The sequence below is a fragment of the Xanthomonas sp. MUS 060 genome (assembly GCF_000963215.1).
Classification (GTDB): domain Bacteria; phylum Pseudomonadota; class Gammaproteobacteria; order Xanthomonadales; family Xanthomonadaceae; genus Xanthomonas_A.
In genome coordinates, this window is the sequence record NZ_JZIM01000002.1 from 1 (window position 1) to 17,896 (window position 17,896).

Genomic DNA, 17,896 nt, shown 5'->3' on the forward strand with positions numbered 1-17,896 from the left:
GCCGTCGTAGCCAGCACGTGGTCCGCTTTCGCATGTGGACTGTAGCGTTCGGCCATCCAGGATCACGGCGCTGGGCTGCCCCTGCTTGCCTTGCGCCACCCGCAAGATCGAACGCAAATCGTTGACCATGGCCTCAAAGCAGCCAGCCTGTAACCACCGTTGGGTTTGCTGGTAGACCGCCTCCCACGGTGGAAACTCGTGGGGAATCAAGCGCCAGGGCGCCCCGGCTCGCGCCATCCAGCGCAAAACTCGTGGGGAATCAAGCGCCAGGGCGCCCCGGCTCGCGCCATCCAGCGCAACGCGTTGAACATCAAGCGCAGGTCATACTTGCGCTGCCGTGCCTGCGGATCCATCAGCGTCAAGTAGGGTGCAGCGAAGGCCCATTCTTCATCGGATACGTCGGTCGGATAGGAGCGTGCTGGCTTCATCCGCTTACGATAGCCGCGAAAGCCTCAAGTTCATTCATAACACGCTCTAAACACGCTCTAGGATAGCTCGTGCGACGGATTGCGCCTGCTCGATCAGGTTGATTGTGCACGGCGGGTGGACTTCAATTCATCGCATCGTATTTTGATGGCGTGGCTGGCCATTATTTCGCGAAACCCGTAGAAATTTGCGAAAAACACATCGCTGCATACGCTGTTTTCGTGCGACGGATTGCGCCTGCTCGATCAGGTTGATTGTGCACGGCGGGTGGACTTCAATTCATCGCATCGTATTTTGATGGCGTGGCTGGCCATTATTTCGCGAAACCCGTAGAAATTTGCGAAAAACACATCGCTGCATACGCTGTTTTTACATTGCGTGCGCAGCGTATAAGGGTAACTAGTAAAACGACTGCGTCGTCGCTGGATGAGTGCAGATAGTTGTCAGAAGCCTCATTCTCCACTGTGCGCCGCAGTTCCTGCGCGCTGTCCCCGCCCACACGATAGCGACTCTGGGCGTTTTCTTAGTCACTCTGATTCTATTTTTAACCTTATTGCATCAATTGCATGGCCGCTGCTGTGCAGGTGCAAGACGTCCTGGTCAGTATGTCTGCTCAGGCTTATCGCGGAAAGGAGATTATCATGGTGCGTTTGAGATATTCACGATTACTGCTGCGTGTTGTGGCAGGCGTTGTTGCGTTGTCGGTGGCAGCTTCTGCGTCGGCCGCATGCTCGGATTTGCTCAGGCTGACACTGCCGTCCACGACGATCACCACCGCCGAGGATGTGCCCGCTGGTACTTTTACCGCTCCGGATGGCAGTGTGATCGATAAGCTGCCGGCGTTCTGTCGCGTCGTTGGAGTGGCGCGGCCTGTGGAGGATTCACAGATCGGGTTCGAGGTCTGGATACCGTCGTCGGGCTGGAACCAAAAATACCTGCAGGTCGGCACAGTCGTCTTTGCCGGGACCATTCAATATAAATCGCTCGGTTTCGCCTTGCGGCGTGGTTATGCGACCGCAACCACCGATGGCGGTCACACGGGATCGGTTGGCGATGCGTCGTTTGCGCTCGGTCACCCGCAGAAGATCATCGATTGGGGCTACCAGGCGCTGGCCGTCACAATCTCAAGTGGAAAGTCGGTGGTTTCCGCTTATACGCATAGCCCGCCGCGCTACTCGTACTTTTTCGGTGCTTCCAATGGCGGCCGCGATGCACTGATTGCGGCGCAGCGCTTTCCGCAGGCCTTTGACGGTGTCATCGCCGATGCGCCGTCCAATGCCTGGATCCACAACGCGTTCTCTTGGCTATGGTCGGAAGATGCCGAATTCGGTAGTTCGGCTGCAACCATTTCTGCTGCCAAGCTGCCGGCTATCCAGGCGGCGGCGCTCGCCCAATGCGATGCGAAAGACCACACTGCCGACGGTGTGGTCAATGATCCACGCAGATGCCACTTCGATCCTAGTGTGTTGTTGTGCTCAGGCGCCGAGACCGACAGTTGTCTCACCGCGCCGCAGATCCAGACCCTCTCGGCGATCCTGGACGGTCCGGTCGATCCGCAGACCGGTCAACGGATTTACTATGGATTTGAGCCGTTCGCCGTCGCCACTCCAGGGTTGTGGGACACGTATGTCACAGGCAACGCGGCTGTCCCCGGCGGCGGCCATTCGATCCTTGCCAACCAGTTCTTCGCGAACATGGTGTTCGGCAACGGTACTGCCTTCGACCATACGCAAGTGAATTTCGGAACCGATGTCGCCCGCGCCGAACGCACGCCGATCAACGGCCAGTCGCTTGCCAGCGTGATTGACGCTACTTCTCCCGATTTGAGCGGCTTTCGCGCGCGCAACGGTAAATTGATCCTTTACATTGGGTGGGAGGATTCGGTGATTCCGCCGCGTGGGGCGATCACCTATTACGAATCTGTCGTCGCCAAGCAAGGCTCGGACAATGGTCAGACCCAGAGCTCCGGCGGCGCTCTGGCGCAGACCCAGCAATTCTTCCGTCTGTTTCTGGTTCCAGGCATGGGCCACTTCACCGGTGGGCCTGGTACTTCTGCCTTCGGTGCGCTCTTTGGACCGCCAGGGTTAGCCATTGATCCCCAGCACGATGTGCTGTCCGCTTTGGAAGCATGGGTCGAACAAGGCGTCGCACCGGAGCGCATTGTTGCGGCAAAGTATGTCGATGACGATCCTGGCAAAGGCGTGGTCCGCACTCGGCCGCTGTGTCGCTATCCGCAATCCGCGCTCTGGATCGGTATGGGCAGCAGCAACGATGCGCAAAACTTCATCTGTGTGGACGGGCCGCGTGGTGCGTACCTTGATGGCGCCGCTGCGTCTGCGAGCGTGCTGTCGCACGGCCGATAGACGAACGCAACGCTCGCGTCTGTTGGGCGCGAGCGTTGGTGGTTGCACGTTCGGCCGAGTGTTTTCATTTCTTGGAAGCGGTTCGCCTTGTGTGGGCCTTGGCCGCAGGTATGGCGGCGCACACCTGCCGACGAGTAGGCCGCTGGCCTTACCTCGGGAGCAGCGGGTAAGCAAAGAGCTGGGCGCACGATGCGATCGCCGCGCCGCCGACGCAGGAGTCTTCCCCACGGCGCATCGGTGTTGCCCACACCGATGCTCGCTGCCCGATATGCCGCGACAAAGCCGTTTCGTGCTGGGCTAAGCGCTCGTTTGCGGCGCGTCTAGCCAGTTCATACCGGCCCAGGGAAAGCCCGTGTCATCGTCATCTGGTAACGTTGGCAATTGGCGAGTGTCAGTGACGCATGCGCGCCGGCTGTTGGACACGATGGTGATTCCCGATGGCGGAGCATCCTATTCACCGTGCTGCGCAAAAATTGCTTCAAGCGCCATCGGATCTTTCCGTTCGCCGTGCCTGCTGCGCAGAGGCAGTGCGGGGCAAAAGCGGTATAAGACCCTCTTGGTCGTGTCTTTTTTTCATGGATCACAATGAACTTCATTTCCACCCGTCATACCGCGCCACCCGTTTCGCTCAGCCAAGCCATCGCTGCCGGTCTGGCGCCCGATGGCGGCCTTTACGTCCCTGAGCGCCTGCCGCCAGCGAGGGCGTTGACGCCAGGCGCTCGCTTGGCCGAGACTGCGGCAGTGTTGCTGGCACCGTTCTTCGAAGGCGATGCGTTGGCGCCAGAATTGCCGACGCTTTGCGCCGAGGCATTCGATTTCGCTGCGCCGCTGCAAGCGCTGGCCACGCCGGGCGATCACGCCTTGGAGTTGTTCCATGGGCCGACCGCCGCGTTCAAGGACTTCGGCGCGCGCTTTCTTGCCGCCTGCCTGACGCGCTTGCGGCCCGATGCCACGACGCCGTTGACCATTCTGGTCGCCACCTCCGGCGATACCGGCGCCGCCGTCGCGGCCGCATTTCATCGCCAGCCTGGCTTGCGCGTGGTGGTGTTGTATCCGGATGGCCGCGTGTCGCCACGGCAGGCGCACCAGTTGGGTTGCTTCGGCGACAACATCCAGGCGCTGCGCGTGGCCGGTTCGTTCGACGATTGCCAGGCCCTGGTCAAGCAGGCCCTCAGCGATGCCACGTTGCAGGCGCAGGTGCCTCTGAGTTCGGCCAACAGCATCAGCCTGGGGCGGCTGTTGCCGCAGATGAGCTATTACGCGCACGCCGCGCTGACCCATTACGCCGCGCATGGGCAGTCTCTGAATCTGGTGGTGCCGACCGGCAATCTGGGCAATGCGCTGGCGGCGATTCTGGCGCGTGGTTTGGGTGTGCCGCTGGGCAAGATCGTGCTGGCGACCAACGCCAATCGTGTACTGCCGGAGTATTTCGCGGGTGCGGTATATGCGGCGCAATCCAGCATCGCCACGCTCGCCAATGCGATGGATGTCGGCGCACCAAGCAATTTCGAACGGTTACGGTGGTTGTATCGTGACGACGATGCGGCGTTGCGCGCACAGTTCCGGGCATATTCGGTAGACGATGCGCAGATCGGTCAGGTGATCGGTGAGCGCTTCCGGCGCTATGGCGAGGTGCATTGTCCGCATACCGCGACGGCGTTGCACGTGCTACAGCAGTTGCGTGCCGAGGCGGCGCAGGCCGATGCCGGCGATTGGGCCGTGGTGGCGACTGCGCATCCAGCCAAATTCGAGGCGGTGGTGGAGCCATTGATTGGACAGCCGGTGCCGGTGCCAGCGGCATTGGCCGAGTTGTTGCAGCGCCCGGCCTATGCCGAGCCGATCGCGCCGGACTATGCCACGCTACGTGCTCGCTTGCTGACGGGAGGATGACTCAGTAGTGCGCGCCTGTCTGCGGCGTGTTGGTGGGCGATGTGCAGCATGCATGGACTGCTACATGCGGCCTGTTGTGCTGTTTATCGCGCTTGTCTGCGCTGACATCGGCGTGGAGCATTGAATCGCCCGTTAAATGAGTCATGATCCCAGATGTTGGTGGTCAGCCACGGGCCCGGAACGCTGGTTCCGGTGATCGACGAGGTGCAAGAAATGCCAAGAGCGGTACCGGTGTGTGATTGAATTTTCGTGACACCTGTAAAATGCATGCTTCATCCGATAGTTGGATGCTTTATTTATTTCATTGGAGATGCGGGTGCGATATGAGGAAGTTCGTGAGAATTGGCTTCAAAAAATGGCCGCATTCTGTATTTGATCTTGCGCAATTTATTTAATTCATATTTTAAATGATTGGTTTATTTTCTTAAATTTATTTTTAATTTCGGTGTGATGAGCCGTAATTCCGAAACGTCTTGGGGTGGCTGCACGATAGTTATGGCTGGTAGCTGGCATTGGCCCCATGCCGCTTTGCCAGGCAGCGCTGCGCGTTTTGACAGTCGCGTACATCTGTGGCCGTGACCCTCGGCAGCATCACGCTCATGCGCAATGGTCATGGCCTCTTGTCCGTGGAGTTGGGGGCCGCTGAACATGCTGGATTGCCCCTTCTTCATGGGGTGGACGACGGGGACAGGTGGATGTCGTATGCCACTGCGGTCGTCCGCGCTCGGTGCGGCTAGAATTGGCGTCCCGCTCGTCGACCCAATTGCAGGAGTTCCGCTCGTGATCAAGCCCCGCACGCCGCCCGGCATCATGGAGTTGCTGCCGCGCGAGCAGATCGCGTTCCAGCGCATGCTGGACGTCATCCGCCGCAACTATGAGCGGTTCGGGTTCCTACCGGTGGAGACGCCGGTGTTCGAGTTGTCCGATGTGTTGCTGACCAAGTCCGGTGGCGAGACCGAGCGCCAAGTGTACTTCGTACAGTCCACCGGTGCGCTGGCCAATGCCGCCGCCGAAGGCGCGGAGGGGGGCATGCCGGAGCTGGCGTTGCGCTTCGATTTGACCGTGCCGCTGGCGCGCTACGTGGCCGAACACGAACACGAACTGAGCTTCCCCTTCCGCCGCTATCAGATGCAGCGCGTGTACCGTGGCGAGCGCGCCCAGCGCGGACGTTTCCGCGAGTTCTACCAGTGCGACATCGACGTGATCGGCAAGGACGCGCTGAGCATCCGCTACGACGCCGAGGTGTTGGCGGTGATCCACGCGGTGTTCGCCGAGTTGGGCATCGGCGCCTTCGCGGTGCAGTTGAACAATCGCAAGCTGATGCGAGGTTTTTTCGAGAGCCTGGGTGTGGCCGAGGGCGAGCGTCAATTGGCGGTGTTGCGCGAGGTCGACAAGCTGGACAAGCGCGGTGCCGACTACGTGCGGCAGACCCTGACTGGCGAGGGGTTCGGTATTCCGGCTGCGCAGGTCGAGCGGATTCTGCAATTCGTCGCGGTGCGTTCCAATGGTCATGACGATGCGTTGGCGCGGCTGGAAGCGCTGGAGGCGCTGGCCGACGCCAGCCCGACCCTGCGCGAGGGGGCGGCCGAGTTGCGCGATGTGCTGACGTTGGTCAAGGCGCTGGGCGTGCCGGAGCGCGCGTATTGCCTGAACTTCTCCATCGCCCGTGGCCTGGACTACTACACCGGCACCGTCTACGAGACCTTGTTGACCGATTACCCGCAGATCGGCTCGATTTGCTCGGGCGGGCGTTACGAGGATCTTGCCAGTCACTACAGCAAGTCCAAGCTGCCTGGCGTGGGTATCTCCATCGGCCTGACCCGCTTGTTCTGGCAACTGCGCGAAGCCGGGTTGATCGAAGGCATCGCTTCCAGCAGCGTGCAGGCCATGGTCGCGCTGATGGATGAGGCGATGTTGGCCGATGCGTTGGATATCGCCCGACGTTTGCGCGTGGGTGGGATCAACACCGAGGTACAGATGGAGCCGAAGAAGGTCGGTAAGCAGTTTCAGTACGCTGCCCGCGCCGGAATCCGCTTCGTGGTGCTGGCGGGCGAGGACGAATTGGCGCGAGGAGTGGTCGCGGTCAAGGACTTGCTGCGCGAGCAGCAGTTCGAGATCGCCCGCGAGGATCTGGCCAGCGCACTGTTGGTGGAGTTGGAGCAGGCCAAAGTCATGGCGTGAGCCGCACGCGGGCTGTGCCGTGCGCTGTCGCCGCCGCGCAGGCGCGGCGCGCGGTGTCGTGTACGGGGATTACGGCAGCAGTCCAGCGTGTTGCAGCATGCGTTTGAGGGCGCGCCGTTGCGCGTGGTCGTCGTTGGGCCAGCCCTGTAATTGCGTTTGCACGCGTCCGTCGCGTACCAGGAAAAAGGTCGGCATGGCCCAGGGGTGTGGCAGCAGCGGCCATTCTGCCGCTGCGTAAATCGGATGCAGTGGCATCTGTGGATGGCGCTGGTTCCAGTTGCGTAGCGCGCTCATATCCTCCGCGCCCGGTGGGTTGCTCAGCCATAGTGCATGGCGGCGGAAGGCCGGGCCGAGTTCGGGGTCGTTGGCGATGGCGCGTGCGGCATCGTCTGACAAGTGGCAGCCGGCGGTAATCAGAATCCGGGGAGTGCGTAGGTCGATGCGTTGCCGCCGCAAGGTCGTGCCGTCGGTATCCAGCGACCAGAGTGTCGGGCCATGTGCGCCGGGACCCAGTCGGTCGTCGAAGTGCAGCCAGTGCGGCCAGTCGGCGCTGCCACCGTTCGCCAGCAGACGGCGCGCGTCTTCGGTGCGATGGGCGAGCAGTAGTGCGTTGCCGGCGGCATCCAGTTGCGCGGCGTCGGCCTGGCCGCGATCGCGTAACAGTTCAAGTGTGTCCAGTTGCGCTTGCAGCCCCGCGGGTGTGGGGCGCACGAGGTAGGTCGCGACGATGGCGCGGTACAGCAGGGTGAGCGAGGCGTTGTCCAGTTGTGCCGCAGCGCTACGGTCGAAAGCTTCGGGCAGGGCGGCGCGTAGCGATGGCCAGGGATCCTCGCGTTCGGCTTGTCGCTGGCGCAGGATGCGGTTGTATCCGTTGTAGCGGCGTTCCAGGGTGCTGATTGTGGCGGTGGTGTCTGCGGCGCGTGCGTGTTTCGCCCAGTTGGTCAGGGTGTCTGCATACTGCTCGGCGCCGAACAGGGCGAGCAGGGCGCGCCCTTGTTCGCGCGTGAGTTGCGGTAGATCAGTCGTCTCGAACCCGCTCAGGCCGTTGCGGCCGAACACCAGCCCGTCGATGAAGCGCTCGCGTGCGCCAGGGGTGAGTGCGTCCAGGGGTGTGGGTTCGCTCGCATGCGTGCGTAGGTAGGTATCCAGTTGCGCCTGGGAGTGGATCGGGAGCTGGTTCGTCGCCATGCCATTGGCGGTGGCGACAGCCATGGTCGCTGGCGGTGTGGCCGACGGCGTCGCATCCGCGAGTGCGTTCGTCGATAGCAGCAGTGCCAAGGATGTAAGCAGAGGAGGCTGCATGGATATTGCCGTGGTGGCTGTCTTGGCGATGCTAGCGATTCCAAGATGCCGGCGCCACTCATCGGGGGCAGTTGCCTGCGTGGAGAGCAGGTCTGCGTAATCGGTCGACGCTTGACGTTTGTGTTAGCACGCTATTACATTAGCGCAATGAAACAGCGTCCCATCCCCGTAGCAGGCCGTGACACCGACGCCGCGTTCAAGACACTGGCGCGCACGCTTGCCCAGCTTGACAAGCCGCAGGACGTCGCTGCGTTCCTGCGGGACCTGTGCACGCCGGCCGAACTGGAGGCGATGGCAGACCGTTGGCGCGTGGTGCCGTTGCTGCTCAAGGGACTGCCCTACCGCGAAATCCATGAGCTGACCCAAGTCAGCGTGACCACCATCGGTCGCGTTGCGCGGACCCTCGAATACGGCGCTGGCGGCTATGCCGTCGCGCTACGCCGGCAGACGCCGCGCCCTTCCGCTTCCCACTGAGATGCCCTGATGAGTGCTTCCCTGGCAGCGCCGGCACGCGACCGGCTGCGTATTGCGATCCAGAAAAGCGGCCGCCTGGCCGAGCCGGCACGCGCGGTACTGGCCGCTTGCGGACTGAGCTGGCGCGAGAGTCGCGACAAGTTGTTCTGCTACGGCGAGTCGTTGCCGGTGGATCTGCTGCTGGTGCGCGACGACGATATTCCTGGGCTGATCGCCGATGGCGTGTGCGACTTCGGCATCGTCGGTCGTAACGAACTGGAGGAGCAGGCCGGCGAACGTCGTCGCAATGGTCTACCCGAAGCCTACCGTGCGTTGCGCGGGCTGCACTTCGGCCAATGCCGATTGATGCTGGCGGTGCCGGAGCAGTGGGAATGGAGTGGCCCGCAGCAGGTGCAGGGCAAGCGGATCGCCACCAGTTATCCGGCGGTGCTGGCCGACTGGCTTCAGGCGCGCGGTATCCAGGCGCAAGTGGTGGAACTGTCCGGCTCGGTGGAGATCGCGCCGCGCCTGGGCACCGCCGACTTGATCTGCGATCTGGTGTCCAGCGGCGCGACCCTTGCGTAGCGCGCTCATATCCTCCGCGCCCGGTGGGTTGCTCAGCCATAGTGCATGGCGGCGGAAGGCCGGGCCGAGTTCGGGGTCGTTGGCGATGGCGCGTGCGGCATCGTCTGACAAGTGGCAGCCGGCGGTAATCAGAATCCGGGGAGTGCGTAGGTCGATGCGTTGCCGCCGCAAGGTCGTGCCGTCGGTATCCAGCGACCAGAGTGTCGGGCCATGTGCGCCGGGACCCAGTCGGTCGTCGAAGTGCAGCCAGTGCGGCCAGTCGGCGCTGCCACCGTTCGCCAGCAGACGGCGCGCGTCTTCGGTGCGATGGGCGAGCAGTAGTGCGTTGCCGGCGGCATCCAGTTGCGCGGCGTCGGCCTGGCCGCGATCGCGTAACAGTTCAAGTGTGTCCAGTTGCGCTTGCAGCCCCGCGGGTGTGGGGCGCACGAGGTAGGTCGCGACGATGGCGCGGTACAGCAGGGTGAGCGAGGCGTTGTCCAGTTGTGCCGCAGCGCTACGGTCGAAAGCTTCGGGCAGGGCGGCGCGTAGCGATGGCCAGGGATCCTCGCGTTCGGCTTGTCGCTGGCGCAGGATGCGGTTGTATCCGTTGTAGCGGCGTTCCAGGGTGCTGATTGTGGCGGTGGTGTCTGCGGCGCGTGCGTGTTTCGCCCAGTTGGTCAGGGTGTCTGCATACTGCTCGGCGCCGAACAGGGCGAGCAGGGCGCGCCCTTGTTCGCGCGTGAGTTGCGGTAGATCAGTCGTCTCGAACCCGCTCAGGCCGTTGCGGCCGAACACCAGCCCGTCGATGAAGCGCTCGCGTGCGCCAGGGGTGAGTGCGTCCAGGGGTGTGGGTTCGCTCGCATGCGTGCGTAGGTAGGTATCCAGTTGCGCCTGGGAGTGGATCGGGAGCTGGTTCGTCGCCATGCCATTGGCGGTGGCGACAGCCATGGTCGCTGGCGGTGTGGCCGACGGCGTCGCATCCGCGAGTGCGTTCGTCGATAGCAGCAGTGCCAAGGATGTAAGCAGAGGAGGCTGCATGGATATTGCCGTGGTGGCTGTCTTGGCGATGCTAGCGATTCCAAGATGCCGGCGCCACTCATCGGGGGCAGTTGCCTGCGTGGAGAGCAGGTCTGCGTAATCGGTCGACGCTTGACGTTTGTGTTAGCACGCTATTACATTAGCGCAATGAAACAGCGTCCCATCCCCGTAGCAGGCCGTGACACCGACGCCGCGTTCAAGACACTGGCGCGCACGCTTGCCCAGCTTGACAAGCCGCAGGACGTCGCTGCGTTCCTGCGGGACCTGTGCACGCCGGCCGAACTGGAGGCGATGGCAGACCGTTGGCGCGTGGTGCCGTTGCTGCTCAAGGGACTGCCCTACCGCGAAATCCATGAGCTGACCCAAGTCAGCGTGACCACCATCGGTCGCGTTGCGCGGACCCTCGAATACGGCGCTGGCGGCTATGCCGTCGCGCTACGCCGGCAGACGCCGCGCCCTTCCGCTTCCCACTGAGATGCCCTGATGAGTGCTTCCCTGGCAGCGCCGGCACGCGACCGGCTGCGTATTGCGATCCAGAAAAGCGGCCGCCTGGCCGAGCCGGCACGCGCGGTACTGGCCGCTTGCGGACTGAGCTGGCGCGAGAGTCGCGACAAGTTGTTCTGCTACGGCGAGTCGTTGCCGGTGGATCTGCTGCTGGTGCGCGACGACGATATTCCTGGGCTGATCGCCGATGGCGTGTGCGACTTCGGCATCGTCGGTCGTAACGAACTGGAGGAGCAGGCCGGCGAACGTCGTCGCAATGGTCTACCCGAAGCCTACCGTGCGTTGCGCGGGCTGCACTTCGGCCAATGCCGATTGATGCTGGCGGTGCCGGAGCAGTGGGAATGGAGTGGCCCGCAGCAGGTGCAGGGCAAGCGGATCGCCACCAGTTATCCGGCGGTGCTGGCCGACTGGCTTCAGGCGCGCGGTATCCAGGCGCAAGTGGTGGAACTGTCCGGCTCGGTGGAGATCGCGCCGCGCCTGGGCACCGCCGACTTGATCTGCGATCTGGTGTCCAGCGGCGCGACCCTGGCCGCCAACCAGCTCAAGGCGGTGGAAACCTTGCTGGACAGCGAGGCGGTGCTGGCTGGGCCGGTGCGCGAGCCGGCCGACGCACGCGCTGGGCTGGCAGCGATGTTGCTGCGCCGGCTCGACGGCGTCCTCAAGTTGCGCGATAGCAAATTGCTGATGTTCCGTGCCGCACGTGACCGGGTGGCCGACCTGACCCGGCTGCTGCCGGATGCCGACCCCTTGGTGCAGTTGCCCAGCGATGTGGATGGGCCATTGCAGTTGCAGACGATGTGTCATGGCGCGATCACCTGGCAGCGCATGGAAGAATTGGAGCGTGCGGGGGCGCAGGGTTTAATGGTGTTGACAGTGGAGCGCTCGCTCGCATGAATCGATTGGATTGGAATGCGCTCGACGCGCAGGGCCGCACGCAGGCGTTGACCCGGCCAGTGCAGGCCGTTGCCGCGCAGACCCGCGCGACAGTGGCGCAATTGCTCGAACAGGTGCGCGCGCATGGCGATGAGGCGTTGCGAGAAATCACCGCGCGTTTGGACGGGGTGGTGCTGCAACAGTTCGAGGTTGGTGCCGACGAATTCCTCGCGGCCGAGGCGGCGGTACCTGCGCCGTTACGCGAGGCGATGCTGCAGGCGGCGACGCGCATCACCGCCTTCCACCGTGCCGGTGTGGCTCAACCGTATGCGGTGGAGACCGCGCCAGGTGTCGTCTGCGAGCGGATGGTGCGGCCGATTGGTCGGGTCGGCCTGTATGTGCCGGCCGGCAGCGCGCCATTGCCGTCCACGGCGTTGATGCTGTGTGTGCCGGCGGCGTTGGCCGGTTGCCGCGAGGTGGTGCTGTGCACGCCGCCGCGTGCCGATGGCTCGGCGGATCCGGCGGTGCTGGTCGCCGCGCGTCTGAGCGGCGTGGACCGCGTGTTCAAGCTCGGCGGCGCGCAGGCCATTGCCGCGATGGGCTTCGGCACGGCGTCGGTGCCGTCGTGCGACAAGTTGTTCGGCCCAGGCAACAGCTACGTCACCGAGGCCAAGCGGCAGGTGGCGCAAGCTGGCGCGGCGGCGATCGACATGCCGGCCGGCCCGTCGGAGGTGCTGGTGATTGCCGATGCCGGTGCCGATCCGGCGTTCGTCGCCGCCGATTTGTTGTCGCAGGCCGAACACGGTGCCGATTCCCAGGTCGTGCTGTTGTCCGACAGCGCCGCGCTGATCGATGCGGTGGAGAACGAGCTGGAGCGGCAATTGGCGACGCTGCCGCGCGCGGCGATTGCCCGCCAAGCGCTGGCCGCGTCGCGGCTGATCCAGGTCGATACGCTCGAAGATGCCTTCGCGATCAGCAATCGCTATGCGCCCGAGCACCTGATTCTGGCGCTGCGCACACCGCGCGATTGGTTGGAGCGGGTCGAAGTGGCCGGCTCGGTGTTCCTTGGCGATTACACCCCCGAGGCGCTGGGCGACTACTGCAGCGGTACCAATCATGTGCTGCCGACCAGCGGCGCGGCGCGTGCTTATAGCGGAGTCAGCGTCGCCAGTTTTCAGAATTTCGTCAGTGTGCAGAGCGCCAGTCAGGCCGGTATCGCCGCCATTGGTGCCTGCGCGGTGCTGATGGCGCGTGCCGAAGGCCTGGACGCGCATGCCAACGCGGTGGCGTTACGCATGGAGAAGGCGGGATGAGCGCCTCCACCGATTCCGCCGCGCTGCTGACACTGGTGCGCGCAGACCTGCGCGACTTCGCGGGCTATTCCTCGGCACGCAGCAGCGCAGTGCAGGGCGATGTGTGGCTCAACGCCAACGAGTCGGCCTGGGCCAACCTGGCCGACCGCGATGCCGACAACCGCCGTTATCCGGACCCGCAGCCGCCGCAGTTGCGCGCCGCGCTGGCCGCGCTGTACGGCTGTGCGCCGGAGCAATTGCTGCTCGGTCGCGGTAGCGACGAGGCGATCGACTTGCTGCTGCGTGCGCTATGCGAGCCGGGTCGCGACGCGATTGTCATCACGCCGCCCGTGTTCGGCATGTATGCGGTATGCGCCCGCATGCAGAATGCGCGCGTGGTCGAGGTGCCGCTGTGCGATACAGCGGATGGATTGTGTGTTGATCTCGACGCGGTGGTGGATGCGGCACTGAGTCAGAGAGTCAAGCTGGTGTTCCTGTGTTCGCCGGGCAATCCGGGCGGCGCGGCCATCGCGCTGGCCGACATCGCCCGTGCCGCGCAACGCCTGCAGGATCGTGCCTTATTGGTGGTTGACGAAGCCTACGGTGAGTTTTCCGATCGATCAGCCCTCGGCGACCACGTTGTTGGCGCATCAGCCGAATGTGGCGGTGTTGCGGACCTTGTCCAAGGCGCACGCGCTGGCGGCGGCGCGGATCGGCTGCGTGATCGCCGATCCAGCGCTGATTGCGGTGCTGCGGCGTTGCCAGGCGCCGTATCCAATCCCGGCGCCGTGCCTGCACCTGGCGTTGGCCGCGTTGCAGCCCGAGCCGCTGCGGCAGACCGCGCTGCGCGTGGCCGAGGTGCGCCAGGAGCGCGTACGCATGCAGACCGCGCTGGCCGCGTTGCCGGGGGTGCGTCGGGTCTATCCGTCGCAGGGCAACTTCCTGCTGCTGCGTTTGGACGATGCAGAAGGTGCGTTTCAGGCCTTGTTGGAGGCCGGTGTGGTGGTGCGCGATCAGCGCGGCGCGGTCGGGTTGGGCGATGCCTTGCGTATTACCCTCGGCACGCCGGAACAGAATCGACGCGTCCTCGATGCCCTGCGGGCGTGGAGGGCGGCGGCATGACCCCGATCCTGTTCGTGGACCGCGACGGTACGCTGATCGAGGAGCCGGCCGATTTCCAGATCGACGCCTACGAGAAGCTGCGCTTCGTGCAGGGTGTGATCCCGGCGCTGCTGAAGCTGCGCGACGCCGGCTATCAGTTCGTCATCGTCACCAATCAGGATGGCTTGGGCAGCGCGACATATCCGCAGGCCGCGTTCGATGGCCCGAACGACTTGATGCTGCAGATCTTCGCCAGCCAGGGTATTGCATTTCGCGAGGTGTTGATCGACCGCAGTTGGCCGGCTGACAACGCGCCCACGCGCAAGCCCGGCATCGGCTTGATGCTGCCGTACTTGCAGGATCGCAGCATCGACTGGGCACGCTCGGCGATGGTCGGCGACCGCGTGACCGATATCCAGTTCGCGGAAAATCTGCGGATTCGTGGCTTTCAGTTGCGCACCGCGCAATTTGGCGGCGATTGGGATTGGGCCGGCATCGCCCACGCATTGGCCGACGCGCCGCGCCGCGCCACAGTGCAGCGCGACACCAAGGAAACACGGATCGCGGTGGCGCTGGATCTGGACTTGGTGCGCGATCCGCACTGTGCCACCGGCCTGCCGTTTTTCGACCATATGCTCGAACAGATCGGCAAGCACGGCGGCTTTGCCCTGGACGTGAGTGCCAAGGGCGACCTGCACATCGACGAACACCACACCATCGAGGACACCGGTCTGGCGCTGGGGCAAGCCTTGCGCCAGGCATTGGGTGACAAGCGTGGCATCGGTCGCTATGGCTTCACTTTGCCGATGGACGAGACCCTGGCCAGCGCCGCACTGGACTTCAGCGGGCGTCCTTATTTCGTGTTCGAAGGTGAATTCAAGCGCGAGCGGGTCGGCGACATGCCCACCGAGCTGGTGCCGCATTTCTTCCGCTCGCTGTGCGATGCGGCAGGTTTGAATCTGCATCTGAGCGTGCGTGGCGACAACGATCATCACAAGGTGGAGGCGTGCTTCAAGGCCCTGGCGCGTGCGCTGCGCCAAGCTGTGCGCCGCGATGGCGCGGCGCTGCCCTCGACCAAGGGTGTGCTGTGAGCGCGCGTGTGACGCCAGTGCGGCGCACCCAGCGCGGCACGCGGGCGAGGACAAGGCGATGAGCGCGTTGGCCTTGATCGACGCGGGCGGCGCCAACCTCGGCTCGGTGCGTTATGCGTTGGAGCGGCTGGGTGTGGAGCCGCAACTGGTGCGCGATGCGGCGGGTCTGCAGGGCGCGGAGCGGGTGATCCTGCCCGGCGTCGGCGCCGCGCCGCAGGCGATGGAACGGCTACGCGCGCAGGGCTTGATCGAGCCGCTGCGCATGCTGCAGGTGCCGTTGCTCGGTATCTGTCTGGGCATGCAGTTGCTGTTCGAACATTCGGAAGAGGGCGAAGTCGATTGTCTGGGCGTACTCGCTGGCGTGGTCCGGCGCATGCCGCCGGCGCCGGGTATCCGGGTGCCGCACATGGGCTGGAACTGCTTACTGCCGCTGGGGCCATCGCCGCTGCTGGAGGGCCTTCCGGCTCGGGCCAGCGCCTATTTCGTGCATGGTTATGCGGCGCCGGTCACTGCCGACACGGTGGCCGCCTGCGACCATGGCGGCCTGTTCAGCGCGGTGGTGCAACATGGGCGTCGTTGTGGCGCGCAGTTTCATCCCGAGCGTTCTGCTGACACCGGCGCACGCATCCTGCGCAATTTTCTTGAGACTGATTTCCCATGAGCTTCCTCGTCTATCCCGCGCTGGATATCCGCGATGGCCGCGTGGTGCGGCTTGCGCAGGGCGACTATGCCCGCGAGACCCACTATGGCGATGATCCACTGCGCCGCGCCAAGGCGTATGCCGACGCTGGCGCGCAGTGGCTGCATCTGGTCGATCTGGATGCCGCGCGCGCCGGTGGTTACACCCTCGCGCCGTTATTGGAGCGCATCCGCGCCCAGACCGGGTTGCAGGTGCAGACCGGCGGTGGCGTGCGCTCGCGTGCCGACGTGCAGCACATGCTCGATGCCGGCGCCACCCGCGTGGTGATCGGCTCGCTGGCGGTGCGCGACCGCGAGTCGGTGCTGGAATGGCTGGCCGAGTTCGGGCCCGCGCGCATCACCGTGGCGCTGGACACGCGGCAGGATGCAAAAAAAGTATGGCGATTGCCGGTGCTCGGCTGGACCGAGACCTCCTCGCTCACCCTGGATGCGTTGGCGAGCGAGTACGCGGCTGCGGGGTTGGCTCATCTGCTGTGCACCGACATCGCCCGCGACGGCATGCTGTCCGGACCGAATCTGGCGCTGTATGCGCACTTGCGTCAGATCGCGCCGGACGTGGCCGTGCAGGCCTCCGGCGGCGTCCGCAATGCCGCCGATGTGCGCGCAACGCGCGAGATCGGCTGTGCCGGTGTGGTGCTGGGCAAATCGTTGCTGGAGGGGCGCTTGCGCTTGGATGAGGCGTTGGCATGCTGAGCCGGCGCATCATTCCGTGCCTGGACGTGCGCGATGGTCGTGTGGTCAAGGGGGTCAAATTTCGCGATCACGTGGACATGGGGGATATCGCAGAACTCGCATTGCGCTATCGCGACCAGGGGGCCGATGAATTGGTCTTCTATGACATCGGCGCCAGCCCGGAAGGACGCTCGGTGGATTACGCCTGGGTCGAGCGCGTGGCGCGGCTGTTGGACATCCCGTTCTGCGTCGCCGGTGGCATCCGCGATGTCGCCACGGCGCGTGCGGTGCTGCATGCCGGCGCCGACAAGATTTCGATCAATTCGCCAGCGCTGGAACGCCCCGCGCTGATCGCTGAATTGGCCGATGCGTTTGGCGTGCAGTGCGTGGTGGTCGGCATCGATTCGATTCGCGAGGACGATGGCCAGTGGCGGGTGCGCCGTTTCACAGGCGATCCCGACAAGACCCAGGCGCTGCGCATGCGCACGCTGGACTGGGTGGTCGAAGCGCAGCGGCTGGGCGCTGGCGAGATCGTGCTCAATTGCATGGACAACGATGGCGTGCGTCGCGGCTACGACATCGCGCAGTTGTACGAGGTGCGCGCACTGTGCAAGGTGCCGCTGGTCGCTTCCGGTGGTGCTGGGCAGATGCAGCACTTCGCCGAGGTGTTCGAGCGCGCCGACGTGGATGCCGCGCTGGCCGCCAGCGTGTTTCACAGCGGCGCCATTCCCATTCCCGAACTCAAGCGCTTCCTGCGCGAACGTCAAATCGAGGTGCGCGATGGCGCATGAACATGCGCAACAAACAGCCGTCGTCGACGACGCGGCGCTGGATTGGAACAAGAGCGACGGCCTGCTGCCGGTGGTGGTACAGGACGCGGCCACCCTGCGCGTGCTGATGCTGGGCTACATGAACCAGGAGGCGCTGGCGGTGACCCGCCGCAGCGGCTTGGTCACTTTTTACAGTCGCAGCAAGCAGCGGTTGTGGACCAAGGGCGAAGGTTCGGGCCACACGCTGGAGCTGGTCGCGATCGATACCGATTGCGATTACGACACCTTGCTGGTGCTGGCGCATCCGCGTGGGCCGACCTGTCATCTTGGCCGCACCAGTTGCTTCCCGCAGGCACCGGGGCAATTCCTGGGCGCGCTGGATCGGCTGGTCGCGCAGCGCGAAAGCGAGCGGCCGCCTGGCAGTTACACCACCACGCTGTTCGAGCAGGGCACCCGGCGCATCGCGCAGAAGGTCGGCGAGGAGGGCGTGGAGACTGCACTGGCCGGTGTGGTGCAGGACGATGCCGAGTTACTCGGTGAATCGGCCGATCTGCTGTATCACCTGACCGTGTTGCTGCGCGCACGCGGTCTGGCGCTTGCCGACGCGGTCGCGGTGCTGGAGGCGCGGCACCGCTGAGGTAGGTCGTCGCTTTTTAGTCCCTGCCAGCCGCTTGCAA

General features: G+C 64.3%; 13 protein-coding genes and 3 pseudogenes. 14 read left to right on the forward strand and 2 right to left on the reverse strand.

Annotated features, from left to right (window positions below; translation table 11 throughout):
• Positions 1-428 (reverse strand): annotated as a pseudogene (locus XANALMUS060_RS03085) (transposase); the annotation flags it as partial.
• Between the two features lie 639 nt (positions 429-1,067).
• Here XANALMUS060_RS03085 and XANALMUS060_RS03090 point away from each other — a divergent pair.
• The 3 genes from XANALMUS060_RS03090 (at position 1,068) to hisS (ending at position 6,860) form a co-directional block, all read left to right on the forward strand.
• On the forward strand, positions 1,068-2,789 hold the full coding sequence (locus XANALMUS060_RS03090; RefSeq protein ID WP_082064920.1) for a tannase/feruloyl esterase family alpha/beta hydrolase: 1,722 nt from the start codon (positions 1,068-1,070) through the stop codon (positions 2,787-2,789).
• Between the two features lie 585 nt (positions 2,790-3,374).
• A complete protein-coding gene (gene thrC, locus XANALMUS060_RS03095; protein ID WP_045737119.1) occupies positions 3,375-4,679 on the forward strand; it encodes a threonine synthase in 1,305 nt (434 codons plus the stop codon).
• A gap of 780 nt (positions 4,680-5,459) precedes the next feature.
• Positions 5,460-6,860 (forward strand): histidine--tRNA ligase, encoded by a 1,401-nt coding sequence (hisS, locus tag XANALMUS060_RS03100; protein WP_045737120.1) that lies wholly within the window; start codon positions 5,460-5,462, stop codon positions 6,858-6,860.
• Between the two features lie 69 nt (positions 6,861-6,929).
• Here hisS and XANALMUS060_RS03105 read toward each other — a convergent pair whose 3' ends face one another.
• Positions 6,930-8,162, reverse strand: a complete 1,233-nt coding sequence (locus tag XANALMUS060_RS03105) for a hypothetical protein (protein ID WP_235430326.1) — start codon at positions 8,160-8,162, stop codon at positions 6,930-6,932.
• A 147-nt stretch (positions 8,163-8,309) separates the two neighbouring features.
• Between XANALMUS060_RS03105 and XANALMUS060_RS03110 the strand changes: the two genes are divergently transcribed.
• The 11 genes and pseudogenes from XANALMUS060_RS03110 (at position 8,310) to hisIE (ending at position 17,856) form a co-directional block, all read left to right on the forward strand.
• Positions 8,310-8,636, forward strand: a complete 327-nt coding sequence (locus XANALMUS060_RS03110) for a YerC/YecD family TrpR-related protein (RefSeq protein WP_045737121.1) — start codon at positions 8,310-8,312, stop codon at positions 8,634-8,636.
• A gap of 9 nt (positions 8,637-8,645) precedes the next feature.
• Positions 8,646-9,197, forward strand: a pseudogene (gene hisG, locus XANALMUS060_RS18195) (ATP phosphoribosyltransferase); the annotation flags it as partial.
• Positions 9,198-10,364: 1,167 nt separating this feature from the next.
• Positions 10,365-10,691, forward strand: a complete 327-nt coding sequence (locus XANALMUS060_RS03120) for a YerC/YecD family TrpR-related protein (protein WP_045737121.1) — start codon at positions 10,365-10,367, stop codon at positions 10,689-10,691.
• A gap of 9 nt (positions 10,692-10,700) precedes the next feature.
• Complete coding sequence (gene hisG, locus XANALMUS060_RS03125) at positions 10,701-11,615, forward strand: ATP phosphoribosyltransferase (RefSeq protein ID WP_045737122.1); 915 nt, start codon at positions 10,701-10,703, stop codon at positions 11,613-11,615.
• The gene (gene hisD / locus XANALMUS060_RS03130; protein ID WP_045737123.1) at positions 11,612-12,907 is read left to right on the forward strand and encodes a histidinol dehydrogenase; all 1,296 of its coding nucleotides are present in this window, start codon (positions 11,612-11,614) and stop codon (positions 12,905-12,907) included. The genes hisG (XANALMUS060_RS03125) and hisD overlap by 4 nt, the downstream gene beginning before the upstream one ends.
• Positions 12,904-14,008: pseudogene (gene hisC / locus XANALMUS060_RS03135) on the forward strand (histidinol-phosphate transaminase). Before hisD ends, hisC begins: the two are co-directional and overlap by 4 nt.
• Positions 14,005-15,078 (forward strand): bifunctional histidinol-phosphatase/imidazoleglycerol-phosphate dehydratase HisB, encoded by a 1,074-nt coding sequence (gene hisB / locus XANALMUS060_RS03140; protein WP_045737344.1) that lies wholly within the window; start codon positions 14,005-14,007, stop codon positions 15,076-15,078. The pseudogene hisC and the gene hisB overlap by 4 nt, the downstream one beginning before the upstream one ends.
• 58 nt (positions 15,079-15,136) lie before the next feature.
• Entirely contained in the window at positions 15,137-15,739 is a 603-nt protein-coding gene (gene hisH / locus XANALMUS060_RS03145) for an imidazole glycerol phosphate synthase subunit HisH (protein ID WP_045737345.1), read from the forward strand.
• Entirely contained in the window at positions 15,736-16,470 is a 735-nt protein-coding gene (gene hisA, locus XANALMUS060_RS03150) for a 1-(5-phosphoribosyl)-5-[(5-phosphoribosylamino)methylideneamino]imidazole-4-carboxamide isomerase (protein WP_045737124.1), read from the forward strand. Before hisH ends, hisA begins: the two co-directional genes overlap by 4 nt.
• Positions 16,464-17,240: an imidazole glycerol phosphate synthase subunit HisF gene (gene hisF / locus XANALMUS060_RS03155; protein WP_045737125.1), complete on the forward strand. Its 777-nt coding sequence runs from the start codon at positions 16,464-16,466 to the stop codon at positions 17,238-17,240. The genes hisA and hisF overlap by 7 nt, the downstream gene beginning before the upstream one ends.
• Positions 17,230-17,856, forward strand: coding sequence for a bifunctional phosphoribosyl-AMP cyclohydrolase/phosphoribosyl-ATP diphosphatase HisIE (gene hisIE / locus XANALMUS060_RS03160; protein ID WP_045737126.1), 627 nt, complete (start codon positions 17,230-17,232; stop codon positions 17,854-17,856). Before hisF ends, hisIE begins: the two co-directional genes overlap by 11 nt.
• Positions 17,857-17,896: the final 40 nt, after the last annotated feature.

Bases quoted from the DNA above. Each gene is read 5' to 3' on its own strand.
- hisB (WP_045737344.1), top strand. From the start codon at position 14,005: ATGACCCCGATCCTGTTCGTGGACCGCGACGGTACGCTGATCGAGGAG.
- hisH (WP_045737345.1), top strand. From the start codon at position 15,137: ATGAGCGCGTTGGCCTTGATCGACGCGGGCGGCGCCAACCTCGGCTCG.
- XANALMUS060_RS03105 (WP_235430326.1), bottom strand. From the start codon at position 8,162: ATGCAGCCTCCTCTGCTTACATCCTTGGCACTGCTGCTATCGACGAAC.
- XANALMUS060_RS03110 (WP_045737121.1), top strand. From the start codon at position 8,310: ATGAAACAGCGTCCCATCCCCGTAGCAGGCCGTGACACCGACGCCGCG.
- hisD (WP_045737123.1), top strand. From the start codon at position 11,612: ATGAATCGATTGGATTGGAATGCGCTCGACGCGCAGGGCCGCACGCAG.
- XANALMUS060_RS03120 (WP_045737121.1), top strand. From the start codon at position 10,365: ATGAAACAGCGTCCCATCCCCGTAGCAGGCCGTGACACCGACGCCGCG.
- hisIE (WP_045737126.1), top strand. From the start codon at position 17,230: ATGGCGCATGAACATGCGCAACAAACAGCCGTCGTCGACGACGCGGCG.
- hisF (WP_045737125.1), top strand. From the start codon at position 16,464: ATGCTGAGCCGGCGCATCATTCCGTGCCTGGACGTGCGCGATGGTCGT.
- thrC (WP_045737119.1), top strand. From the start codon at position 3,375: ATGAACTTCATTTCCACCCGTCATACCGCGCCACCCGTTTCGCTCAGC.
- hisG (WP_045737122.1), top strand. From the start codon at position 10,701: ATGAGTGCTTCCCTGGCAGCGCCGGCACGCGACCGGCTGCGTATTGCG.
- hisA (WP_045737124.1), top strand. From the start codon at position 15,736: ATGAGCTTCCTCGTCTATCCCGCGCTGGATATCCGCGATGGCCGCGTG.
- XANALMUS060_RS03090 (WP_082064920.1), top strand. From the start codon at position 1,068: ATGGTGCGTTTGAGATATTCACGATTACTGCTGCGTGTTGTGGCAGGC.